Raw genomic sequence first — 23,457 nt, forward strand, 5'->3', positions numbered from 1 at the left:
TTTGAGGCTATTTTAACAAGATGCTGTGGTTGACAGGCAATAAAAAAGCACCCGAAGGTGCTTTTTAAGATTCAAAAACTTATTGCGCTTGAATCCATTTGTCTGCACGGTCACGTGCTTGACGAATTTGGTCTTGGCTTAAGTTGGCTGCCAAAGCAGTTTTCTTACCTTCAGACAAGCTAATCACTTTGTTGTCGAGCATGCCATCACGGGTAGAAAGCTCATACCATTGGTATGCACCCATGTAGTTTTTCTTTTGCTCTTCCATCATGGCTAAGTTAAAGCTTGCGCGGTTATCACCACGGCTGGCTGCTTTTTCGAAATATTGACGAGCAAGCGCTTCATCTTTTTTAGTCCCAATGCCATCTGCAAGCATACGACCTACATTAAGCTGTGCTGCAGATAAACCTTGATCAGCAGCAGCCTTATACCATGCAAAAGCTTGACGTTCATCTTTTGCAACGTCTTTACCTTGTTGATATTTAGTGCCTAAGTAAAACTGAGCACCGGGCTGACCTGCTTTAGCAGCTTTACTTAAGCTGTGAATATCCATAATTGAATATTGTGCAGCTTGGCTAGAAACTGAAGATGATGGAGCAACATAATCCGCATGGGCTTGTATGCTAAAAAGTCCAATCAGTAGCGTCGTGCTTAATAATAATTTTTTCATAGAGCGCTCACTCGATAAATTGCGACTTCACCAAATAGATTTGGGAGACGTTTACTGAGTAAACTGTCTTGTTGATCCCCATTCACGGCAAGTCGGTTAATAATCCGGATGTTATTTTCAGCACACAGCGCTTCAAAATCACGGAAAGTACATAAATGAATATTGGGCGTGTTATACCACATATAGGGTAACGCGTCTGAAACGGGCATCCTTCCTTTTAATGCAAGGAAAGAACGAGTCTTCCAATGTGCAAAGTTTGGAAAGGTAATAATAGCCTGTTTCCCCACACGCACCATGTCTCTTAAGAGAACGTCTGGTGCATCTACAGCTTGCAAGGCTTGTGCCATAACCACATAGTCAAAAGACTGGTCGGCAAAGCGACTTAAACCTAAGTTTAAGTCCTGTTGGATGATATTTAACCCGCGACTGACTGCAATTGCAATCTTTTCTTGATCAATTTCTAAGCCATATGCACGAATATTGTGCTTTTTGCTCATATGTGCAAGCAGTTCACCGTCACCACACCCTAAATCGAGTACGCTTGAATCTGGTTTAATCCAACGTTCAGCAAGTTGATGATCAATACGCATTAGTTGGTCTCCTTCGGTGTTTCTTGCAGGTGTTTTACACCGCCTAGGAATGCACGTAAGCTTTTCACATATAACGGAATCGGGAACAAGAAAGAGTCATGGCCTTGTTCAGCATCAATATCCACATAGCTCACAGGCTTATGATTGCTAATTAATGCATCTACAATTTCTTGCGAACGAGCAGGAGTAAAACGCCAGTCCGTTGTAAATGAAACAACTAAAAATTGACACTTGGTTTTAGACATCGCGGTTTTTAATGATTGCTCATATTCACGTGATGGATCGAAATAATCTAAAGCCTTGGTCATGATCAAATAGGTATTGGCATCAAAGTTACGGCTAAATTGCTCACCTTGATAACGCAAATAACTTTCGACTTGGAATTCGACGTCAAAGCCATACATAAATTTACCTGACTTTAAGTCACGGCCAAATTTTTGTTTCATGGCTTCTTCAGAGAGGTAAGTGATATGACCCACCATACGGGCCAAGATCAAACCTCGCTTAGGATAACTATCATTTTCTAAATAGCGACCATCATGGAAATCAGGGTCAGACAAAATCGACTGACGCGCCACTTCGTTAAAGGCAATGTTTTGCGCAGACAGTTTTGGTGTACTGGCAATAATCACGCACTTTTGTAAACGATCTGGATAGTCCACAGACCATTGTAGAGCTTGCATGCCCCCTAAAGAGCCGCCAATCACCGCATACCACTGCTGAATTTCTAAACGATCAGACAACATGGCTTGGGTTTTGACCCAGTCACGGACAGTCACTAATGGGAAATCAGGACCATAAGGGCGATTGTCATTTTCAGGATTTGGAGAGGTCGGTCCAGTAGAACCGCTACAGCCGCCAATATTATTTAGTGCTACGACAAAGAATTTTGACGTATCAATGGCTTTGCCTGGTCCAATACATGCGTCCCACCAACCCGGCTTACGGTCATCTTCATGATGATAACCTGCAGCATGGTGATGGCCTGACAGTGCATGACAAATCAAAATTGCATTAGATTTGTCTGCATTCAGTTCGCCATAAGTTTCAACCATGAGCTCAAAACGTGGGAGTATGCGATCGCATTCGAGCTCTAACGGCTCTTCAAAAATAAACTTTTGTGGGGTAACTAAGCCCACTGAGTCAGCTGGAAAAGACACAGGAATAATTCGCCTTAAATCTTTAGTATGAATAATAAAAGGATACCACTTGAGGGTATCCTTCTAAAGTCATTTTATTGCTATTTGATATTTATAGCATTGAATTAGACTGCAGCAGCAATCACTTGTTCAGTACTCAAAACACCTTGTTCAATTAAACGGTTAGTGCTGGCAATAATCGCTTCAATGGATGCAGTCACGATGTTGTCATGTACACCTGCGCCGAATGCAGACTTACCTGTACCTTTCACTTGAAGTTCAATTAAAGCTAATGCTTTGGCATGCGCACCAGAACTGATACTACGTTCTTCATAGTTCAAGACATCAATCGGCAACTGCAATGCATTTAAGATAGCAGAAATTGGGCCGTTGCCTTCACCACGTAATTGCTGGATCTCACCGTTCACTTCGATATCGAGTTCAATGACTTGCTTACCATTTTCATCATGTAAGCGGTAGTTTTTCGCCGCATAATGTGTATCTTTGGCCGCCACATACGTGTCTTTAAACAATGACCAGATCGCTTGTGCAGAAATCTCAGTACCGTCTTCATCTGTTTTTTGCTGTACGATTTGCGAGAATTCAATTTGAATACGGCGAGGCAACACCACGTTGTAATTTGATTCTAACAAGTACGCAATACCGCCTTTACCAGACTGTGAGTTGACACGAATCACGGCATCATAGTCGCGGCCCAAGTCTTTCGGGTCGATTGGCAAATAAGGCATATCCCACATTTCTTCGTTCTTTTGGAACTCGAAACCTTTTTTAATGGCATCTTGGTGTGAGCCTGAGAACGCGGTGAAGACCAAATCACCAGCATACGGATGACGAGGGTGTACCGGCAAGCCTGTACATTCTTCAATGATTGAAATGATTTCGTTAATGTTTGAGAAATCTAAGTTTGGCGCAACACCTTGGGTATACATGTTCAATGCAATCGCTGCAACGTCCACGTTACCTGTACGTTCACCGTTACCAAACACACAACCTTCGACGCGGTCAGCACCAGCCATAATGGCCAACTCAGAAGCGGCAATACCACAGCCACGGTCGTTATGACAGTGCACAGAAATAATCACACCGTCACGGCGTTGAATGTTACGGTGCATCCATTCCACTTGGTCTGCATAGACGTTCGGACCTGAAACTTCAACCGTTGCAGGCAAGTTTAAAATCACTTTGTTCTCTGGAGATGCTTCCCAAATTTCAGTGACCGCATCACAGACATCTTTAGCAACTTCTAATTCTGTTGCAGTAAAACACTCTGGACTGTATTGGAATACAAATTCAGTTTCAGGCTGTTTTGCAGCGTATTCTTTGACTTTCGTTGCGGCATTAATCGCTAATTGTTTTGCACCAGCAACATCAACATTCAACACTTTATTGCGGAAGGTTGGAGAGTTTGAGTTGTAGATATGCACGATGGCACGTTTTGCCCCTTGTAATGATTCAAATGTACGTTGAATCAAATGATCACGTGCTTGAACCAAAACTTCGATGTACACATCATCAGGAATATGACCGCCTTCGATCAACAAACGCGTGAAATCAAAGTCGATTTGTGATGCAGAAGGGAAGCCGATTTCAATGTGTTTGAAACCAATTTTCACAAGCATTTGGAACATTTTAAACTTTTGTTCAATGTTCATTGGCTCGAAGATCGCTTGGTTACCGTCACGAAGGTCGGTACTCATCCAGATCGGCGCTTTATTGATTTCGTTATTTGGCCATTGACGGTCTGGTAAGTCTACACGTTGGTACATGCGACGGTATTTTTTGCTTGGATCTGCCAACATCATGTGAAAACTCCTTATAGCACCGTGGATAAATGTCGTGGATAAACGGCAAGGTACTACTTATATAGATTGTGTCTATTCTAGCAATTTACAAGTTTAATATCGGAGTCTTTAGTCGAAAGTCGAAATAAATCTGTAAAGATTCACATGACTTAGCTTTACCGTAAGCTCGTAAATGTATAACTAAATATTAGTCCATATATTCCGGAAATAATTTCCTATTTTTGCGTCAAGATGCCATTACTGGAAAATATTTTTCTATAAAATTAGCTTTTTTGAAAAATATAATCTTTATTGATCTCATCGACGGTGGCTGTTCCCATCAATGCCATCGTAATCTCAAATTCTTCTTTCAGTATTTTGAGTACATGGGCAACGCCTAAAGCCCCCGCAGTCGCTAAACCATAAATGCAAGGACGTCCAACTAATACGGCAGATGCACCCAAGGCTATCGCTTTAAACACATCTGAACCTCGACGAATACCACCATCATATAAAACTGGAAAATCCGTAGGCACAACTTTTTTAATCAGTTCTAAAGCGGTGAGAGGGGAAATGCAACTATCCAGTACGCGCCCTCCATGATTCGACACAATAATGCCTTGCACACCGTGTTGCAGGGCAAGTTCAGCATCATGTGGATTGACAATGCCTTTTAAAATAATCGGTAATGAGGTGTTTTGACTGAGCCAAAGGATATCCGCCCATGTTGGTGCGATTTTCATCAGACCGTTAAATACGGGATGGTCGCCATCATTGAGCTCAGGCAATGGGATATGTGCAGGGGTATGCGGATGTTGCATGCCTTCAGGCAAATGGAAAAACACTCGACGTTCACGGTCACGAATCCCTGTATGCGGGGAATCAATGGTTACTACAATTGCTGTATAGGCATGTTCTTCTGCCATCTTGACCAGCGATAATGACTTTTCGCGTTCTCCTTGCCAATACAATTGGAACCATTTGTAAGGATTGTCCTGCTTTAACTCACGCATATCTGTATTGGTAAACGTACTGAGGATCATATTGCTGCCAAGGACTTCGGCAGCGAGGGCTGTTGCAGCTTCAGCATCAGGATGAAATTGTTGTTGATGACCTATCGGGGCTACAAAAATAGGATGTGGGAAACGTTGCCCTAAGATTTCGATTTGGGTATGACCTTGGGTTAGATCTTTCAGCATACGTGGTAGCAGTTGTATCTGTTCAAACTGAGACAAATTGCCACGGACACTGTGTTCATCCATCGAGCCGCCTTGCAAGTACTGCCACACCATTTGAGAAAGGTGTTTTTCAGCCTCGACTTCATAATCTGCAATGGTTTGCAAATGAGCTGGTATTTGTGTCAGTGGCGCTAAAATGTTGTGATCAGTCATTGTCAGTTTGTCCATGTCTATTGACCTTAAGCTTTAAATTTCGGCCCATTTGCGGATGAGGTTGTGATACAGACTGGTCAATTTGACGACTTCACTATGTGCATCACCCAATTGCATACGCAAATTTTGAATGCTTTGATCGAGATTAAATAACATGTGACGCTCAGCATCTTCACGGATCATACTTTGCAACCAAAAAAATGATGCAATACGACAGCCTGCAGTCACAGGAGTAACTTCATGCACACTGGTAGATGGATACAAAATCAAATCTCCGGCAGGCAATTTCACTTCGTGGTAGCCATAGGTGTCTTCTACCACAAGTTCACCACCCTCATATTCTTCGGGTTCACTTAGAAAAATCGTGCAGGACAAATCGGTACGAATTTTTTGATTGCTGTCAGGCATCCAGCGAATGGCATTGTCGACATGGAAACCAAATGTTTCACCATTTTCATAGCGGTTAAAATAGGGCGGCAAAATATTGAGGGGGAGAGCCGCTGATGTAAAAAGTGCGTGTTGTGACAATTCATGCAGAATAATGTCACCTAAATGCTGTGTTAATGGATGGTCTATATCTAGCTGTTGGTTGTTTTTTACATTTTTAGACAGTGAACCCGTAGTTTTTTGACCATTAATCCATTCTACTTTTTGCATTTCTGTGCGGAAGTAGTTGACCTGTTCTTTACTCAATACATTTGGGATATGGTGAATCACGGCCTAACCCTTTGGAACTGTAATATTAATGTTTTGATCATATACAAAAATAGCCTCGAAGCGAGGCTATTTGAGTCAATACCATAAATTATTTATGGTATTTATTTCTTCTTAGTATTTGAAGTTTACAGACAGAACTGCGCTGCGACCTTCTGCTTCAGTGGCATAGTGAGATGCGTAGGCTTTAGTGAAATAACGTTTGTCAGAAAGGTTATTTACATTCAACTGTAAATCCACATTTTTGTTAACGGTATAACGCGCCATAGCATCGTAGCGTACGTAGCTTGGAACCCATTTTGTATTGGTAGCATTACCAAATACTTTATCCATGTAGGTAGCGCCACCACCAATTGTGAACTGTGGAAGGACTTGGTAAGTTGTCCAAAGTGTTGCTGAGTTTTTCGCAACGTTTTGAACTTGGTTACCATTGCTTGGATTTACAACATAGTCGTCACCGACTTTCGTGAAACCACCGTCAACTAATTCGCTGTCTAAGTAGGTATAACCTGCCATTACAGCCCACTTATCAGTTACATTACCTGTAACACCAAGTTCGATACCATCAACACGTGTTTCACCAATGTTGCTTGTAGTACCCTCTGTTGTTGTTGCACGTGTATTGGTTTTTTCTGTACGGAAAATTGCAGCAGTTAAGTTTAAACGGTCGTTTAATACATCCCATTTCGTTCCTAACTCGTAAGTTTTAACCTCTTCGGGTTTAAGGTTTTCGATTGCTGCAGTAATACCTTCTGAGCCATCACCACCATCAACACCGACTGGATTTGAGGATGTCGCATAGCTTGCATAGATACTGCTATTTTCAGTTGGTTTAAATGTTAAACCTGCTTGCCAGTTAATAAAGTCTTTTTCATTTTTGATTGATACTTTATCGCCAGCTTGAGCTTTAGCAGGATTTGAGGTCACATTGCTGTTGAGCGCACCATAAGTCATCGTTTGCTCTGTTGAGTAATCATCCCAACGTACACCCAAATCTAAGATCCATTGTGGGTGTAATTCAATGCTATCAAGGAAATATACTGAAGTATTTTTAGTTTCGATATTATAAAGATCTGCGCCAGCAGTACTTAAAGAGCCTGTCCAATTACCACGGTCAGGGTTTTGCACTGATGTACACCAACCATTTGCGATCGAATCTGCCGGACAAGATTGATGTGCAGAGCCTGTCGAGTTTTTGCCGTCAATAATATACTGGGTACGATCTGTTTCTTGATCTGAATATTCTGCGCCCAAATTAAAACGATGTTTTAAAAAGCCTGTGTCAAATTTACCAGTTAAAGCCAGTTGATCAGTAAAGCCATCTGTATCCGCAACTCGTGAGTTTGCACGTGCCCATACATTGCCTGTTACTTGGCCTGTTGCTTTATCAAAAAAGTTACCTTTTGAGTCGTCTGGGTTTGTCCATAGATAGTCATTTTTTGATTTGCTATAAACAGCAGTATTAGTCAATGTCAAGTTGTCAGTTAAGTCATGTTCTAACTTAATTGTACCAATATGATTTTCTTGTTTTTGGAAATCACGATCTTTCCAACCGTAGTAAATGCCTTGTTTGACATCAATCGGTTTACCGTTACCGTTTAATGGGCGGTAGTCCATTTCACCAGTTTTAGGTGCGCCAAATGGATTGTTATATGGCACACCAGAATCAGGTGTATCATCCGATTTTAGATAGTAATAGCCAACAGTTGCACGAGTAGGTGTGTCTAAGCCGAAAGTAATACTAGGGGCAATACCAGCACGTTTGTATTCAGCACCATCAGCTTGACCAGCTTTCTCATTCATGTGGCCCATAACGGCAACACGTGCAGCAATCCCATTGCCAAAATCTTTGTTGCCATCAAGCGTCACACGTGCATAAGCATCTGTTCCACCAGCAACTGAACCTTCTAAAAAGTCACCTTTTTTCGCAACTTTCGAAATCATGTTGATACTGCCGCCAGAAGTACCTGCACCACCCATAGCAGAAGCTGAACCTTTGGTAACTTCTACTTGTTCTACAGCAAACATCTCACGGTTTTGAGAAGTTGAGTTACGTACACCGTCAACATACATTGAGCTTTCAGAGTTATAACCACGAATAAATGGACGGTCACCATTTGGGTTACCACCTTCACCAGCACCGAGGGTAATACCAGGTACTGTACGTAAAGCATCACTTAAAGTTGTGACTTGCGTGTCTTCAATCAGTTGTTTAGAAATCACTGATACTGATTTTGGTGTATCAAGAAGTGGAGCAACAAATTTAGCATTCGCAGATTTATCAACTTTTAAGCTTGGTGCTTTTTCAGCAGCAACTTCTTGGTTAATCGTTGGAAGTTGAGTAACTTGCTCTTGTGCGATTGCATTAACGGCAATAACAGAAAGAGAAGAAGCAATTGCTGATGAAACAATTTTCTTACGTGTTTTAATGAAGGCCATTTCGAACCCGATTTGGAATAGTGAATTTGTATGCGAATAATAATGATTCTTATTTTTTCTTACATCTTTATGTAATTGTAAATCACGATAAATAATCATATTGTGATAGTCCTATTTAATGTAATGATATAACAAGTATTAATTAAGGCTATGTTTTATTTGAATATTGATAAAATGTATTGTTTTTTTATGTTTAATTGAGATTATAAATATAGACATGATTGTGAATTAAATAAGAAGTAATCGTAATTGTTAGTGCAAAAAAACCTGCCGAAGCAGGTTTTTTATTATGCGGTTATTTAGAATTTAAAGGTTGTACTTAATTGTAAACGGCGGCCTTCCTGAGTATTGCTATAACGGTTGTAATAGCTATCCGCGACTTTCTCGTAATCGTTAAAGTTTTTATCAAATATATTGTACAGAGCAACACCTATATCCCAGTTTGGCGTTACATTAAAGTTTGAACCGACGTGTAATAATGCGTATTCCTTGTAGTCACCTAGGGCGTCATAAACCTGTTGATTCGCTACAGTTAGATTGTCATAGGTTGAGGTGAAACGTGCACGTTCACTTCGATACTCACCACGCGCCCATAAATTCACAAAGTCAGCAGCTTGCCATTTAAGCGACGCATTGACCATGTGTTCTGGTGTGTCATTAAGTACAGGATTGCCTAAACTGCTATCTTTAATTTCAGTTTCAGTCCAAGTGTAGTTCAGTCCAAATTTCCAATTGTCGGCAAATGCCCAGTTTAAACCAGCTTCAATACCATAAACTTCAGCTTCTTCGGCATTCACAGGACGAGTCACATTCCATGAATCTGGTTTGCCACGGTTATAATCCATCACCCACGGCGTTCCCACCGATGCCATGAATGCTTCACAGTCCGCTTTAGACCAATTAATACCCGAAGTTGTTGTGTTATCAGTATTACAGCTAATTTCTTTATTGCCCGTCATAATTTTATCTTCAATTTGGCTAAAGAAAGCTGTTACGTTGAAGTCAAAATTATTATTGGTAGAAAAGTATGTACCAAACTCAAAGTTCTTGCTGGTTTCAGGTTTTAGATTTGGGTTGCCAAAAGTTGGTGTACGACCCTGACCACTGACATTGACCACACCATCAGTTAAACGTTCTAAACGTGGGGCTTTATAACCTTCACTATATCCGCCTTTGAAGGTCCAGTTTTCATTTGCATTCCATACCAAATATGCACGTGGTGTCCAAAAATCACCAAACGTATCGTGGTCGTCATAACGAAGACCAAGTGTTAATGCAAGATTGTCGTTCAGCGACCAAGTATCTTCGGCGAATAGACCCAATTGCTCAAAAGAAACTTCTTTTTTTACACGTAAACCATCACTGATACTGGCTTCCCACCATTGACCGCCTAGAGTAATACGGTGGTCTTCAAAATGTTGAGTGGTAAATTTAGTATCAAAAATCGTATCTTCACTTTCTAACACACGAGGAGTGATGGCTGTTGACATTCCTTGTGCACGTGCAGGAATTAAACGTCCAACCGTTTCTGTTTGAGTATTGATAATACTTGACTCAAGTTTGCCAATAGCATTATTCCAAGTATGTGCGAGGATCATTTTCTCACGGTTATATTCTTGAGCATCACCATAACCACCGTTTGCGCCAAGCGTCCCTAATTGACCTTTGCTATTGTCATACCATTGTTCAGTTTTTTCATATTCAACTGAAATATCATGGTCGCTGTGCGGTGTCAGGGTTAAGCGAGCACCGATTGTTTCTAGATCTGATTTAGTTGGGTTATTTCCGCCACTAAGTTCAGCGCCAGTATCATTGTCATCACTACGTATTAAATATGATTGATCACGTTCCGCTTTACGTGCACGGATTTGTAAGCCCAATAAATCTTGAATGATCGGCCCTGTTAAAAATGCATCGACAGCGCGTTGGTTACCAAAGTCTGAGTGATTTGGCAGCACTGTCCCTTCTAACGTGACCGAACCTGTCCATTCTGGTGAAACTTTTTTGGTAATGATATTGACTACACCACCAATTGCATCAGAACCATATAAAGTAGAAGCTGGTCCGCGGATGACTTCGATGCGCTGTATAGCTGAAACGGGCGGAATAAAACTATTATTCGACTCACCAAATCCATTAGGGGCAATGTCACCTGTACTATTTTGTCGGCGGCCATCAATTAAAACCAAGGTATATTCGGCGTCCATACCACGAATACGAATATTTAATCCGCCAGTTTTCCCTGCTGTAGGGCTAATATCGACACCTTCTACATCACTTAATGCATCTGCAACGGATGTAATTCGTTTATTTTTTAAGTCTTCAGCCGTAATCACGGTAATTGAAGCAGGAGCATTCTTGATCTTTTGTTCAAAGCCCGCTGCAGAAACAACAATGGTTTCCATCTGTTGAGCTTGAGATTCAGTTGTTTCAGCATGTGCGAAACTCGTGGTGGTTACAATTGCCCCAAATAAAGCAGCGGAAAGAGGGTTGAGATTAAATTTACTCATAAAAGAATTCCAAATATGGACGAGATAAATATATGAAAATAAATTAAAAAAAATATCATTAAGAATAATAGTGAGAAAGTTTCTCATTTTTAACAATTAATTAAAAAATAATCAATATTTCTTCGAAAAAAGCTGAAAAATTCTAAAAATAAGAAGGGCATCCATGCCTGAATTTATAGTGTTATAATCCATTTTTGTATATCTTTAATTGTTGTCATATAATGTGGCACTTTTTTTTAAAACTGTTTTAACTAACAAATTATCGAGGAAGCCATGCAAGTAACTTCTGAAGCGGTTTCGGGCGTTGCCCGTCGTTTAAATGTATCTGTACCGACGAGCCGTATTAACGAGCAGTTTGAAGCTCGCTTGAAACGCACTGCCAAAACTGTGAAGATCAACGGCTTCCGTCCAGGTAAAGTACCTGTAAACGTTGTTCGTCGTGAATACGGTGCTGGTATCTATCAAGAAGTTGTAAACGACATCATTCGTGACACAGTATTCGAAGCGATCCAACAAGAAAAAATCAATGCTGTTGGTATGCCAAACATTGAAAAAACTGAAATGAAAGATGATGCTTTAGTTTATGAAGCAACTGTAGAAGTTTATCCAGAAGTTGAAGTTAAGTTCGAAGGTCTAGAAGTTGAACGTAAAACAACTTCAGTTGACGACAAAGACGTTGAGAAGATGATTGAAAATCTTCAAAAACAACGCGCTTCATGGGTTGAAACTAAAGGCATGGCTAAAAAAGACATGCAAGTAACTTTCGACTTTGAAGGTACTGTTGATGGCGAGAAGTTTGAAGGCGGCGCTGCTGAAGACTTTAAACTCGTTCTTGGTTCTGGTCGTATGATCCCTGGCTTCGAAGACGGTATCGTTGGTATGAAGAAAGGCGAAGAGAAAGTTATCGATGTAACTTTCCCTGAAGACTACCAAGCTGAAAACCTTGCTGGTAAAGCTGCTCAATTCAAAATCACTGTTAAGCTTGTTGAAAAACAAAAACTTCCAGAAGTTGATGCTGAATTCTTAAAAATCTTCGGTCTAACTGAAGAAGAAGGCGTTGAAAAGCTGAAAGCTGACGTGCGTAAAAACATGGAACGTGAAGTGAAAAACGGTCTTCGTAACCAAGTGAAAGGTGCAACTTTTGATGCGCTTGTAGCTGCAAACGAAGTAGAACTTCCAGAAGCAATGGTTGCTCAAGAAATTGACCGTCAACGTCAACAAATGATCCAACAATTCACTCAACAGTTTGGTGCTCAAGGCGCTAAAGCGTTTGATTCAAGCATGCTTCCAGATGACCTATTCAAAGAGCAAGCTGAAAAATCAGTTAAACTTGGCGTATTAGTCAGCAAAGTATTAGCTGATGCTAAAATTGAAGTTGATGCTGCACGTGTTGATGCTTACATCGAAGACATGGCTTCTTCTTACGAAGATCCTAAAGAAGTAATTGAATACTTCAACAACGATAAACAGCAACGTGCTCAAATCGAAGCTGTTATTCTAGAAGACCAAGTTGTAGATCACATCTTAGCTTCTGCTAAAGTAACTGATACAACTGTGAGCTATGAAGACTTATTGAAAGAGCAACAAGCTCGTCAACAAGGCTAATTTCTAGCTTTCAAAAAAAGGCGCATTAAGCGCCTTTTTTTATCGAAATTTGCCCCCAAATAAGTTGTCCTGATTTCACAATGCTTATGAAAAAAATATCTGTTATTTAATTGGGAATCTTTTGCAATTTCGACAAATATCCCTCATATTGTGAATTATGGGTTGAGTCAGAAAAATTTAGGAATAAATAACGTATGTATGTTCCAACAATTGAAAACGCACTAGTACCAATGGTGGTAGAACAGTCATCTCGTGGCGAGCGTTCTTTTGATATTTATTCACGCCTTTTGCGTGAACGTGTGATTTTTTTAACCGGTGAAGTTGAAGACAACATGGCAAATTTGATTGTTGCCCAAATGTTGTTCTTAGAAGCAGAAAACCCAGATAAAGATATTCATTTATATATCAACTCACCAGGCGGTTCGGTTACTGCGGGTATGGCGATTTACGATACCATGCAATTTATTAAACCTGATGTTGTGACTTACTGCATGGGGCAAGCAGCATCGATGGGTGCATTCCTGCTTAATGCCGGTGCTAAAGGCAAACGTTACTGTCTTGAAAATGCCCGTGTCATGATTCACCAACCACTCGGTGGTTTCCGTGGTCAGGCATCTGACATTGAAATTCATGCACGTGAAATTCTATTCATCAAAGAACGTTTAAATCGTTTAATGGCAGAGCATAGTGGTCAAGACTACGAAACTGTTGCTCGAGATACTGACCGTGACAATTTTATGACAGCGCAAGCTGCGAAAGAATACGGTCTTGTGGACGAAGTTTTATCTAAACGCCCATAAGTTTTAAAGAATTAATTATTGGAGTGAATATGTCCGAACATCCTCAAGGACAAAAGCATTGTTCATTTTGCGGTAAAACGCAGTCTGAAGTCGGGAAACTGATTGCAGGTGAGGACGCGTACATCTGTAATGAGTGTGTGGACGTATGTCTTGACCTAGTTCAGACCAGTCAGCAAGTTGAATCAAATGACTGGGCAACTCGTCCTTTACCAAAACCGCATGAAATCCGTGCTGCGCTTGACCAATATGTGATTGGTCAAGATGTTGCGAAAAAGACCCTCTCTGTTGCGGTATACAACCACTATAAACGCCTAAAAGTTGGCACCAGTGGTAAAAAACCAGAAGACGGTGTAGAGATTTCGAAAAGTAACATCATGTTGGTTGGACCAACAGGTTCAGGTAAAACACTGCTTGCTCAGACACTTGCGCGTCTTTTAGATGTGCCATTTGCGATGGCAGATGCAACGACTTTAACTGAAGCCGGTTATGTGGGTGAAGACGTTGAGAACATTGTTCAAAAACTCCTTCAAAAAGCCGATTACGATGTAGAAAAAGCGCAAAAGGGCATTATCTATATCGATGAAATCGACAAAATTACCCGTAAGTCTGAAAACCCATCTATTACTCGTGATGTATCGGGTGAAGGTGTTCAGCAAGCGTTATTGAAAATGATCGAAGGTACGGTTGCGTCGATTCCGCCTCAAGGTGGTCGTAAGCATCCGCAGCAAGAATTTATTCAAATTGATACTTCAAATATCCTGTTTATCTGTGGTGGCGCATTCTCTGGTCTAGAGAAAATCGTACAGCAGCGTCAAGAAAAAGGTGGTATCGGCTTTACAGCTGAAGTGCGTAAGAAAGATGAAACTAAAAAATTATCTGACTTATTCCGCCAAGTTGAAGCGACAGATTTGGTTAAATTTGGTCTGATTCCTGAATTTATTGGTCGTTTACCTGTGATTGCTACCTTGGAAGAACTCGACGAAGAAGCATTGATGCAGATTCTGACAGAACCAAAAAATGCATTGACACGTCAGTACCAATATTTATTTGAAATGGAAAATGTTGACCTTGTATTTGAAGACTCAGCATTACGTGCCGTGGCTAAAAAAGCCCTTGACCGTAATACGGGTGCGCGTGGTCTACGTTCGATTTTAGAAAATTCATTGCTTGAAACGATGTATGACCTACCAAGTCGTTCAGATGTGGGTACGGTTGTCATCAATGAAGCGGTGATTAATGGTGAAGCGGAACCTGAATTTAAATCAGAACGTCAACCAAAGAAAACTGAAGAAGCTGCACCGAAGTCAGATTTAAAAGTTGTGAACTCTAAATCTGCTTAAGCGCTATTCGTCTGAAACGTGTGTAAATCCAAGATTTGCACACGTTTTTTATTTCCAAAAATAAAGGCAGAATGTTAATCTCAGCAGGATGGCGTGGATGCCTGAATGTAAAAAACTGAAAACAAAAGTGTAAAAATAAAAAAAGACGCAGTGAGGGATAATCATGCGTGGAGTTGCAATTCTACTTTTAAGCAGTGTAGCGCTGCTGGGTTGTCATGGAAAATCAGCCATTGAGCAAACGTCATTGGCTTCAACATTAAAGCCCGTGGATCCTGAAAGTAAACCGGATCATATTGAGCAATATCGATTGGGTATGTTTACCATTGGTGGTTGGATCAATCAGAAACAAGGTCGACATTTTCAAGAAGTGAAAGCTCAACATGATCAAGCAGCGATTGTGTATTTATATCGTCCAGACAGTAAATGGAATCGTCAAGAAATTGTGGCCAGCAGCTTATTTCTGAACAGTGAGCGTATTCCAAGTTTATTGAATAATCATTATTACTGGGTGGAGTTACCGGCAGGGAATTACCGCTTATCATCGAGTCGCCCTTTGGGGGTGAATCATTTTCAAAAACCTAAATATTTAGACTTTGATGTTGAAGCAGGTCAAACTTACTTCATTAAATATGATGAAGAGAATTTATCCAGTAAAAGAACGGTTTCAGGGCCATTGCTGCTCATGCCTGAAAAAATTGGTCGAAATGAAATCGCATTTACAGAGTTGAAATCCAACAGTTTTAACTTTGTGGCAGAAGATCAAAACACTGGAAAAGTGCGGAAAAGTGCGCAGAAGTTGAAAGCACCTCATTATGATCCTGCGGAAGATGTGCAGTTGACCAAGCCTTTTAAACTGTGGAATCCATTAACTTGGTAATGTAATTAGCTCGTGTTTTTGAGTGTGTGAAAATATTAAATAGCGAATGTCATTCGACAAACAGCCTAAATATTGACATTAAAAAAAGCACCCGATGGGGTGCTTTTTTTAGATCTTGAATGTGGCGAAATTAGTTCGCAGCAGCATCAACTACTGGGATTTTACCAATTTTTGCTTGCCAGATTTTTGGTGCAGTCGCGTGTACAGAAGTACCATTTACGTCAACAGCTACAGATACTGGCATGTCTTTTACAACAAATTTGTAGATCGCTTCCATACCTAAGTCAGCGAAAGCAACCACTTCAGCTTCACGAATCGCTTTCGATACTAAGTACGCAGCACCACCGACAGCCATGAGGTAAGTTGCTTTGTTGTCTTTGATTGCTTCAACAGCAGCAGGACCACGATCCGCTTTACCAATCATACCGAACATGCCAGTTGCTTCAAGTACTTGACGTGTGAACTTATCCATACGTGTTGCAGTTGTTGGGCCAGCAGGACCAACGACTTCGTCACCGACTGGATCAACAGGGCCAACGTAGTAAATAAATTTACCTTTTAGGTCAACTGGAAGTTCTTCACCTTTGTTTAACATGTCAACCATACGTTTGTGCGCAGCGTCACGACCCGTATAGATTGTACCGTTAAGAAGTAGTGTGTCACCTGGTTGCCAAGAGTTCATTTCTTCTTGAGTGATGTTATCTAAGTCAACACGTTTAGACGTTGATGAATCCCAAGTTACTGCAGGATAGTCTTCAAGGCTAGGCGCTTGAATATGCGCTACACCTGAACCGTCTAATTGGAAATGCGCATGACGAGTTGCAGCGCAGTTAGGAATCATACCCACTGGTTTACCTGCAGCGTGACATGGGTAGTCTTTGATTTTGATATCAAGAACAGTCGTTAAACCGCCAAGACCTTGAGCACCAATACCTAAAGCATTTACTTTTTCGAAGATTTCGATACGAAGTTCTTCGATTTGGTTTTGTGGGCCACGACGAAGGAGTTCGTCCATGTTGATTTCTTCCATCAATGCTTCTTTTGCAAGCATCATGGCTTTTTCAGCAGTACCACCAATACCGATACCGAGCATACCAGGAGGACACCAACCTGCACCCATTGTTGGAACAGTTTTAAGTACCCAATCTACGATAGAGTCAGAAGGATTAAGCATTGCAAGCTTAGATTTATTTTCTGAACCGCCACCTTTAGCAGCAACAGTAATATCAACTTTATTACCCGGAACGAGTTTGTAATGAATTACAGCAGGGGTGTTGTCTCTGGTATTTTTACGACCAAAAGCAGGATCAGCTAATACTGATGCACGAAGAATGTTTGAGTTTTCAAGATAACCTTGACGTACACCTTCGTTGATTGCATCGTCTAGGCTCATGGTTAAATCAAATTTAACGTCTAAGCCCACTTCAAGAAATACGTTCACAATACCCGTATCTTGACAGATAGGACGATGGCCTTCTGCACACATACGAGAGTTAATTAAAATTTGTGCAATCGCGTCTTTTGCGGCTTTGTTTTCTTCACGGTCATACGCACGGCTCATCGCTTGGATGAAGTCCTGTGGGTGATAGTAAGAAATGAACTGAAGCGCATCTTTTACCGATGTGATCAAGTCATCTTGCTTGATAATAGTTGTCATACAAATATCTCTTGAGCGGGCTGATAGCTAGCGGGCTAAATTATAAGACAAAAACACAGTTGTGTGGGTATTTCGCTTAATCTTTGGCCGAAAGTTTAATAGGGTTTAACAGTGCCGTGTTTCGCTGTCATCAATAGCCTGAAAATGACGTTTTCACTGTCATATTTCATGAAATATTTGTCACATAACTAGAGGATAAGATTTGTTTTTGTTTCTAAGATTTTGAAATTAAATAATATTTATTATTTTTGAATATTTCATATTTGTCATATAACTGTCATAAAACTTTTACATAATGACGTCATCAAAGTTAGAGTGTGAAATATATGGTTACTCCAGTGTTGTCAGTTATTGGTTTTTCTCTGTTTATCGCAGCAACTTGGTTCTACGGTCAACAAGAAGATCAAGCCTAAAGCTTTATCTTCTTTTTTTTGCTTTAAATTTTATAAAAAATAATATTCTTCTTCAAATCTTCAAATCTTCAAATCTTCAAATCTTCAAATCTTCAAATCTTTAGTTTCAATGATCAATTTTGTGTAAAAGTGCTTTAAAATTGAGTCTAAACGCGACAACATTTGATTATTTAACATATTGCCAAACATCAGGATCTTCATAATTTTCATCGATATGGTAGCCTTGTACTATAACTTCTTTTTCATCAATTTCTCTTGATTTTTTATTTCTTATCAGCTCATTTGCAAATGCTTGTTCTAACTCTTTTGAGGTCATTTTGTAAGTATCAATATTATTCTCTGAATCATCCATTGAATTTCTTTCATCATAACGAATCGTATTGAAAGCATAACGAACCATATATTGTTCTTTAGCATCTTCAGTTTTTTGAGTTTGTTTTATACTCAGATCCAAAAGGATACCATTGGCATATAATCGGTAGCCTATAGAGTTCCCTCCAACTGTATTTATTATCTTTTTCCATTCTTCATAATTAAAGATATAAGTCGGGTCAATGACATCACCTGATTTCATTAGATATCGAATATTATCATCCTTTGCTATTCGTGCAGAAAAACGATAGAAATAATTTTTCCATTCGGCCTGATTTATACGTTTCATTAAGTCAACATAAGCTTGGTGGGCTTGTTCAGGACGTACAAATTCCTCTTTGTTTAGCCCTGCATTAATATCAAGCCCTTGTATTCCATCCTCATTATTAAACGATGTTCCTAGAACTGAAAATACATGATCTATCACTAAGCTATTCTCACCATTTTCAACTTTAATCTGACCTAAGTTGGGCGGTGTAAAATCTAACTCTTTAAAACTTGCTCCAGATGGATGACTATCGGGATGCCCAAGATTATGTTGAGAAAAATCTTTAAATCCTTGTTTGCCTAAATGTAAACTAAAACGCAGTTGATTCATGACATTATTCTCTGTATTTTTTGCACTAGGTTGACAAGCTGAAAGGAGATAACCCACCATAAAAATAACAATGCAGTAATTAAATTTTTCCATCATTACTATCCTTTCCAACTGTAAAATTAGCTTTGCTATCGCCCCATTTCGCAATAATTTTTAGTTCTTCTTCTAAAAAGTATCTTCCTTTATCACTTTGCATTAAACGATGATATTTTTCTGCTGCTTTTTTAATCCATTCCATACGGCTATCATAATTGGCGACTTTAGTGTTTGATAATGGTTCGCTGTATACTGTTTCTGGTACCTTATCGAGTACACCGGCGTGTCGCCCCTGATATTCTCTTTCCATGTTTTTGATATTATAAGAACTCGGCAGAATACTTTTCAATTTTGGTAGATATTCAAAAGCACTTTTAATTTCTAAAGTGCTTTTAAGTTTTTAATTATGGGTAAACAATTTGACCAAGGAACGTTTATAACTTCTTCTTTAATATGAGTAAATTTGGAAACATCACGTTGAGTTCGGCATTGATTAAAAGAAGATGAAGACATGCTCAAAGCATAATGCCAAGGTGCAATATCCATAAATAGCCATAAGTTACCTTTTGCAAAAGTATGTACAGGATCACGAATTACCCCTAGTGGAATCCATTTATATTCCCATGCAGTTAAACCATGTTTAAAATGGCAGCTAAGATTTTTTGAAACAAATGCACCTAAGCCCATCCAATAGTAACGGCCAACTAAATCTTTGTTTCGATGTTTTTCTTTTTCTAGATAAATATTGGCATAAACTGAAGCAATACGTCACGCCCTAGTTTCATATCCAGGCTCTAATTTATGTAAATTTTTCCTTTTATTTTTTAAATTAGATATGTGTATCAGAGTTTTGATTTCTTTTTTTAAGCGAAGAATGAATACATTATTGGTCATGTACCAAATACTCAAAATTCAGCCATAGAATTTAAAAGAAATTTCTACTAATTCTGAGTCTTTTCAACATAATGGCAGTTATACAAAACAAAAAACCACCCAGTCTTTCGAAAGGGTGGTTAAGAACTCGAAACTAAAATTAAGCTTCTTGTTGTTCGGATTGAATCGCCGTTAATGCAATGGTAAACACGATGTCATCGACCAATGCGCCACGAGACAAGTCATTTACAGGCTTGTTTAAACCTTGCAGCATTGGGCCAACACTGACTACATTTGCAGAACGTTGAACTGCTTTATAGGTTGTATTACCTGTATTTAAGTCAGGGAAAATAAACACATTGGCACGACCAGCCACTTTAGAGTCAGGTGCTTTAGAGCGTCCCACACTTTCCACCGATGCAGCATCGTATTGAAGCGGGCCATCAATCAGTAAGTCTGGGCGGCGTTCTTTGGCAATACGTGTTGCTTCAGCCACTTTTTCGACATCTGCACCTGCACCAGAAGTACCTGTTGAATACGAAATCATTGCGATACGTGGGTCAATACCAAAAGCTTTTGCTGAATCTGCAGATTGAATCGCAATCTCTGCAAGCTGTTCTGCATTCGGATCTGGATTAATGGCACAGTCACCGTACACATAGACTTCATCTGGTAGCAGCATAAAGAACACAGAAGAAACCAATGAATAATCAGGTGCAGTCTTAATCAATTGGAATGCTGGACGCACTGTATTCGCCGTAGTATGTACTGCACCAGATACAAGGCCATCCACTTGATCGAGTGCAAGCATCATGGTGCCTAAAACCACGGTGTCTTGTAGCTGTTCGCGTGCTTGTAGATCATTGAGTTTGCCTTTACGCAGCTCAACCATTTTCGGCACATAGTTTTCACGAATCAGATCAGGATCAATGATTTCCAAATCATGTGGAAGTTCGATGTTACGTGCTTTCGCAACTTCAATCACGGCTTCAGGTTTTGCCAATAAAATACAGTGTGCAATGCCACGTGATTGACAAATAGCAGCCGCTTGAATGGTGCGTGGTTCATCACCTTCAGGTAGAACAATTCGTTTTTTTGCAGCAATGGATTTTTGTACCAATTCATGACGGAATGCAGAAGGGGATAAGCGTGGTTGATATGAACCATTTAATACTTCAGTAATCCACTCAGCATTAATGTGGCTTGAAACAAAGCGAGTCACTTGCTCTGCACGTTCTACGTCATCGACAGGAATTTCATTGCCTAAATTTGAAAGTTGTTGTGCCGTTTCAAAAGTGCTTAAAGGCGTATGTAAAATCGGTAAGCCTTGCTTAATCGCGGTTTGGCAGAAATCCAAAACTTGCGGGTTCGGTTGATGATGTTCAGTCAAAACCAAACCGGCAAGTGGAATACCATTGCTACTTGCAAGGCTAGAAGCCAACAACACATCAATACGGTCAGAGGCGCTGATAATCAGTTCACCTGCCACAAATTTGTGAAGTTCATGTTCAATATTCGACGCAACTAAGCTGCTATGTAGTACACGGCGATGAGCAGCATCGCCTTGGTTGATCCATTCCGCTTGAATATGCGTCGCCAAGTCAGACATGCGCGGTACGCTGAGCGTATTACTAAATGGAACGAGGCCAATAACAGGTAGCTGTGTAGAACCAATTTGCGGATTACTTTGTTGTAATTCGAGTACAAATTTATTGGTGTCACTAATTAAACGCAGATTTGGATCAAGTGTGACAGGAATTTGCGCAGACTCTTCTGGCAAGCCACGTGTGCGCATAAACAAAACACCCGCAGTACGTTCAGATGCAGCACCACCAAATTGGCGTAGTGAACTGTCAATTTTCTCAGCCGTTTTCGTGGCATTTTGAATATCTGCTGTGCTGACAATAATCACTTTGGCATCGAGTGCTTTTGCTAAAGTCGCATTCAGTTCTGAGGCAAAGTTATCTCGGCTGTTTGGAACCAAGCCTTCAACAATAATTAGGTCATGCTTTTTTGCAATTTCACGGTGCAAACGAACCGCTTCTTCGAGCAGTTCATCACTTTCATCATGACTGAGTTGTTTCACGATGGTGGCATGGTGAATGGGTTCTACCGTTTCATTATTAAATAAATGACGATAAAGAGCCGTTGTACGGTCTACAGTATCTGCGACATTTTCCTGTGAAAATGGTTTCAGAAAACCTGCTTTGACCCCTTGGCATTCCAAAGCATAAATTAAACCTAAGCATGCAGATGTTAAACCTACACCTTCCCCAGTTGGCACGAGTAAAATTGTTTTCATACGGTGTCTAAATTAAAGCTAAAAATTAATATTGAAGGCGAAGGGGCTGATGCGATTGCTTATGCAATCGCAGCTTCAGCATCAGGCTTTTTTGTAGCAGACGCTGTCACCTCGTCTACAACATGCTCAGTTTCTTTGGCAATACGGCCTTCTTCATCGGTAGGAACAACCCAAATTTGTGGGCCAGTACCGTGGTCAATACGACCTTCCGTACCGCGTTTTAAGTTGTCATTTAATTCTTTACTCAGGTTGAAACCAAAGTGTGGTAAGTATGAAACCGTTTTTTCACGAATGTAGGCAGAGTTTTCACCAATACCACCGGTAAAGAATAAACCGTCAATACGTGGTAGACCACAGCTGAGACCTGCTAAAGATTTTGCTAAACGGTAGCAGAATACTTCAATGGCAAGCGCGGCATCTTCGTTACCTTGTTCTGATGCTTCGATCAATGTACGCATGTCATTTGATAGATCAGACAAACCGAGTAGGCCTGATTGGCTGTTCAGCATTTTGTCGATTTTGTAGATATCCCAACCTAAGTTGCTCGCAAGGAAGCTGTGAATACTTGGGTCAACATCACCACTACGTGTGCCCATCACCACACCTTCAAGTGGTGTTAGACCCATTGACGTATCTACAGATTGACCATTCCAAATCGCACAAGTCGAGCTACCATTGCCTAAGTGAGCAGTTAACCAGCCACCTTGTTTAAAGCTGCCTGCCAACATTGAGCCACGCTCAGATACGTAGGCATGGCTAGTACCGTGGAAGCCATAACGACGTACGTTATGCTGTGTGTACAAGAATTTTGGTAATGCATAGCGGTATGCATGAGACGGCATGGTTTGGTGGAATGCTGTATCGAATACGGCTACTTGCGGAAGTTCAGGGAACAAACGCATGGTTGCTTCGATACCCACCAAGTGAGCAGGGTTATGCAATGGCGCAAGCGGTGTAGCTTCACGAATACGTTCAATAATTTCTGGTGTTAATAGCTCAGCTTTGGTTAATGTACCGCCGTGTACCACGCGGTGACCAATCGCTTGAGGATTATGGTGAGCCAAACGCTCTAAAATAGTTTCGAGGGCTTTTTCATGGTCAGCATGTGGAATAGACAGCTCAAGCGCAGCACCACCCGTAGTGACCCCTTTAATACGTGCATCAGCAGAACCTAGGTTCTCGGCCAGACCAAAAATACGATCTTCACGGCGCTCAGAAACTAACGCATATTTGATAGAAGAAGATCCGCAGTTAATTACTAATACTGATGTAGACACGTTTAAATACCCGAATTCTAATTGAAATACTTATCCATAATGTTGATCTGAT

At 40.4% G+C, this 23,457-nt stretch carries 16 protein-coding genes and 1 pseudogene; 4 read left to right on the plus strand and 13 right to left on the minus strand.

Annotated elements, in window-relative coordinates; translation table 11 throughout:
- Positions 1 to 79 precede the first annotated feature (79 nt).
- The 8 genes from FTT72_RS02190 to FTT72_RS02225 form a co-directional block, all read right to left on the minus strand.
- Positions 80 to 670 carry a tetratricopeptide repeat protein gene (locus tag FTT72_RS02190; RefSeq protein ID WP_078189669.1) on the minus strand — a complete coding sequence of 197 codons (591 nt, stop codon included), beginning with the start codon at positions 668 to 670 and terminating at the stop codon, positions 80 to 82.
- Positions 667 to 1,260, minus strand: coding sequence for a methionine biosynthesis protein MetW (gene metW / locus FTT72_RS02195; protein ID WP_180105474.1), 594 nt, complete (start codon positions 1,258 to 1,260; stop codon positions 667 to 669). The genes FTT72_RS02190 and metW overlap by 4 nt, the downstream gene beginning before the upstream one ends.
- A complete protein-coding gene (locus FTT72_RS02200; RefSeq protein ID WP_168377871.1) occupies positions 1,260 to 2,420 on the minus strand; it encodes a homoserine O-acetyltransferase in 1,161 nt (386 codons plus the stop codon). Before FTT72_RS02200 ends, metW begins: the two co-directional genes overlap by 1 nt.
- A 104-nt stretch (positions 2,421 to 2,524) precedes the next feature.
- Positions 2,525 to 4,222 carry a 2-isopropylmalate synthase gene (gene leuA, locus FTT72_RS02205; RefSeq protein ID WP_078192712.1) on the minus strand — a complete coding sequence of 566 codons (1,698 nt, stop codon included), beginning with the start codon at positions 4,220 to 4,222 and terminating at the stop codon, positions 2,525 to 2,527.
- 263 nt (positions 4,223 to 4,485) lie between these two features.
- Positions 4,486 to 5,592 carry an alpha-hydroxy acid oxidase gene (locus FTT72_RS02210; RefSeq protein WP_180177824.1) on the minus strand — a complete coding sequence of 369 codons (1,107 nt, stop codon included), beginning with the start codon at positions 5,590 to 5,592 and terminating at the stop codon, positions 4,486 to 4,488.
- Positions 5,593 to 5,625: 33 nt separating this feature from the next.
- Positions 5,626 to 6,309, minus strand: a complete 684-nt coding sequence (locus FTT72_RS02215; protein ID WP_078192711.1) for a Fe2+-dependent dioxygenase — start codon at positions 6,307 to 6,309, stop codon at positions 5,626 to 5,628.
- A gap of 111 nt (positions 6,310 to 6,420) precedes the next feature.
- The gene (locus FTT72_RS02220) at positions 6,421 to 8,745 is read right to left on the minus strand and encodes a TonB-dependent siderophore receptor (RefSeq protein ID WP_180021073.1); all 2,325 of its coding nucleotides are present in this window, start codon (positions 8,743 to 8,745) and stop codon (positions 6,421 to 6,423) included.
- A gap of 299 nt (positions 8,746 to 9,044) precedes the next feature.
- The gene (locus FTT72_RS02225; protein WP_180177783.1) at positions 9,045 to 11,255 is read right to left on the minus strand and encodes a TonB-dependent receptor domain-containing protein; all 2,211 of its coding nucleotides are present in this window, start codon (positions 11,253 to 11,255) and stop codon (positions 9,045 to 9,047) included.
- 273 nt (positions 11,256 to 11,528) lie between these two features.
- On the opposite strand from FTT72_RS02225, the gene tig reads away from it, so the two are divergent.
- The 4 genes from tig to FTT72_RS02245 all read left to right on the plus strand — a co-directional run bounded on the left by tig (position 11,529) and on the right by FTT72_RS02245 (position 15,877).
- Positions 11,529 to 12,860 carry a trigger factor gene (gene tig / locus FTT72_RS02230; RefSeq protein WP_078192708.1) on the plus strand — a complete coding sequence of 444 codons (1,332 nt, stop codon included), beginning with the start codon at positions 11,529 to 11,531 and terminating at the stop codon, positions 12,858 to 12,860.
- 194 nt (positions 12,861 to 13,054) lie between these two features.
- Positions 13,055 to 13,660 (plus strand): ATP-dependent Clp endopeptidase proteolytic subunit ClpP, encoded by a 606-nt coding sequence (gene clpP, locus FTT72_RS02235; protein ID WP_078192707.1) that lies wholly within the window; start codon positions 13,055 to 13,057, stop codon positions 13,658 to 13,660.
- 29 nt (positions 13,661 to 13,689) lie between these two features.
- Positions 13,690 to 15,000: an ATP-dependent protease ATP-binding subunit ClpX gene (gene clpX, locus FTT72_RS02240; RefSeq protein ID WP_111884049.1), complete on the plus strand. Its 1,311-nt coding sequence runs from the start codon at positions 13,690 to 13,692 to the stop codon at positions 14,998 to 15,000.
- 163 nt (positions 15,001 to 15,163) lie between these two features.
- A complete protein-coding gene (locus tag FTT72_RS02245) occupies positions 15,164 to 15,877 on the plus strand; it encodes a DUF2846 domain-containing protein (RefSeq protein WP_180177784.1) in 714 nt (237 codons plus the stop codon).
- 130 nt (positions 15,878 to 16,007) lie between these two features.
- Here FTT72_RS02245 and FTT72_RS02250 read toward each other — a convergent pair whose 3' ends face one another.
- From FTT72_RS02250 to FTT72_RS02270, 5 genes and pseudogenes are all read right to left on the minus strand, one after another.
- Positions 16,008 to 17,534 (minus strand): fumarate hydratase, encoded by a 1,527-nt coding sequence (locus FTT72_RS02250; RefSeq protein WP_180121538.1) that lies wholly within the window; start codon positions 17,532 to 17,534, stop codon positions 16,008 to 16,010.
- Between the two features lie 579 nt (positions 17,535 to 18,113).
- The gene (locus FTT72_RS02255) at positions 18,114 to 19,013 is read right to left on the minus strand and encodes a hypothetical protein (protein ID WP_180177785.1); all 900 of its coding nucleotides are present in this window, start codon (positions 19,011 to 19,013) and stop codon (positions 18,114 to 18,116) included.
- Positions 18,997 to 19,718 (minus strand): annotated as a pseudogene (locus FTT72_RS02260) (DUF2515 family protein). The gene FTT72_RS02255 and the pseudogene FTT72_RS02260 overlap by 17 nt, the downstream one beginning before the upstream one ends.
- 268 nt (positions 19,719 to 19,986) lie before the next feature.
- A complete protein-coding gene (pta, locus tag FTT72_RS02265; protein WP_180004548.1) occupies positions 19,987 to 22,128 on the minus strand; it encodes a phosphate acetyltransferase in 2,142 nt (713 codons plus the stop codon).
- Positions 22,129 to 22,187: 59 nt separating this feature from the next.
- Positions 22,188 to 23,405 carry an acetate/propionate family kinase gene (locus tag FTT72_RS02270; protein ID WP_078189653.1) on the minus strand — a complete coding sequence of 406 codons (1,218 nt, stop codon included), beginning with the start codon at positions 23,403 to 23,405 and terminating at the stop codon, positions 22,188 to 22,190.
- Positions 23,406 to 23,457: the final 52 nt, after the last annotated feature.

It is taken from the genome of Acinetobacter sp. YH01005 (assembly GCF_013420465.1).
GTDB lineage: Bacteria > Pseudomonadota > Gammaproteobacteria > Pseudomonadales > Moraxellaceae > Acinetobacter > Acinetobacter amyesii.

Excerpts from the sequence above, each read along its gene's own strand:
- FTT72_RS02250 (WP_180121538.1), bottom strand. The coding sequence starts at position 17,534 with ATGACAACTATTATCAAGCAAGATGACTTGATCACATCGGTAAAAGAT.
- tig (WP_078192708.1), top strand. The coding sequence starts at position 11,529 with ATGCAAGTAACTTCTGAAGCGGTTTCGGGCGTTGCCCGTCGTTTAAAT.
- clpX (WP_111884049.1), top strand. The coding sequence starts at position 13,690 with ATGTCCGAACATCCTCAAGGACAAAAGCATTGTTCATTTTGCGGTAAA.
- FTT72_RS02245 (WP_180177784.1), top strand. The coding sequence starts at position 15,164 with ATGCGTGGAGTTGCAATTCTACTTTTAAGCAGTGTAGCGCTGCTGGGT.
- FTT72_RS02210 (WP_180177824.1), bottom strand. The coding sequence starts at position 5,592 with ATGACTGATCACAACATTTTAGCGCCACTGACACAAATACCAGCTCAT.
- FTT72_RS02190 (WP_078189669.1), bottom strand. The coding sequence starts at position 670 with ATGAAAAAATTATTATTAAGCACGACGCTACTGATTGGACTTTTTAGC.
- metW (WP_180105474.1), bottom strand. The coding sequence starts at position 1,260 with ATGCGTATTGATCATCAACTTGCTGAACGTTGGATTAAACCAGATTCA.
- FTT72_RS02225 (WP_180177783.1), bottom strand. The coding sequence starts at position 11,255 with ATGAGTAAATTTAATCTCAACCCTCTTTCCGCTGCTTTATTTGGGGCA.
- pta (WP_180004548.1), bottom strand. The coding sequence starts at position 22,128 with ATGAAAACAATTTTACTCGTGCCAACTGGGGAAGGTGTAGGTTTAACA.
- clpP (WP_078192707.1), top strand. The coding sequence starts at position 13,055 with ATGTATGTTCCAACAATTGAAAACGCACTAGTACCAATGGTGGTAGAA.
- leuA (WP_078192712.1), bottom strand. The coding sequence starts at position 4,222 with ATGATGTTGGCAGATCCAAGCAAAAAATACCGTCGCATGTACCAACGT.
- FTT72_RS02220 (WP_180021073.1), bottom strand. The coding sequence starts at position 8,745 with ATGGCCTTCATTAAAACACGTAAGAAAATTGTTTCATCAGCAATTGCT.
- FTT72_RS02255 (WP_180177785.1), bottom strand. The coding sequence starts at position 19,013 with ATGATGGAAAAATTTAATTACTGCATTGTTATTTTTATGGTGGGTTAT.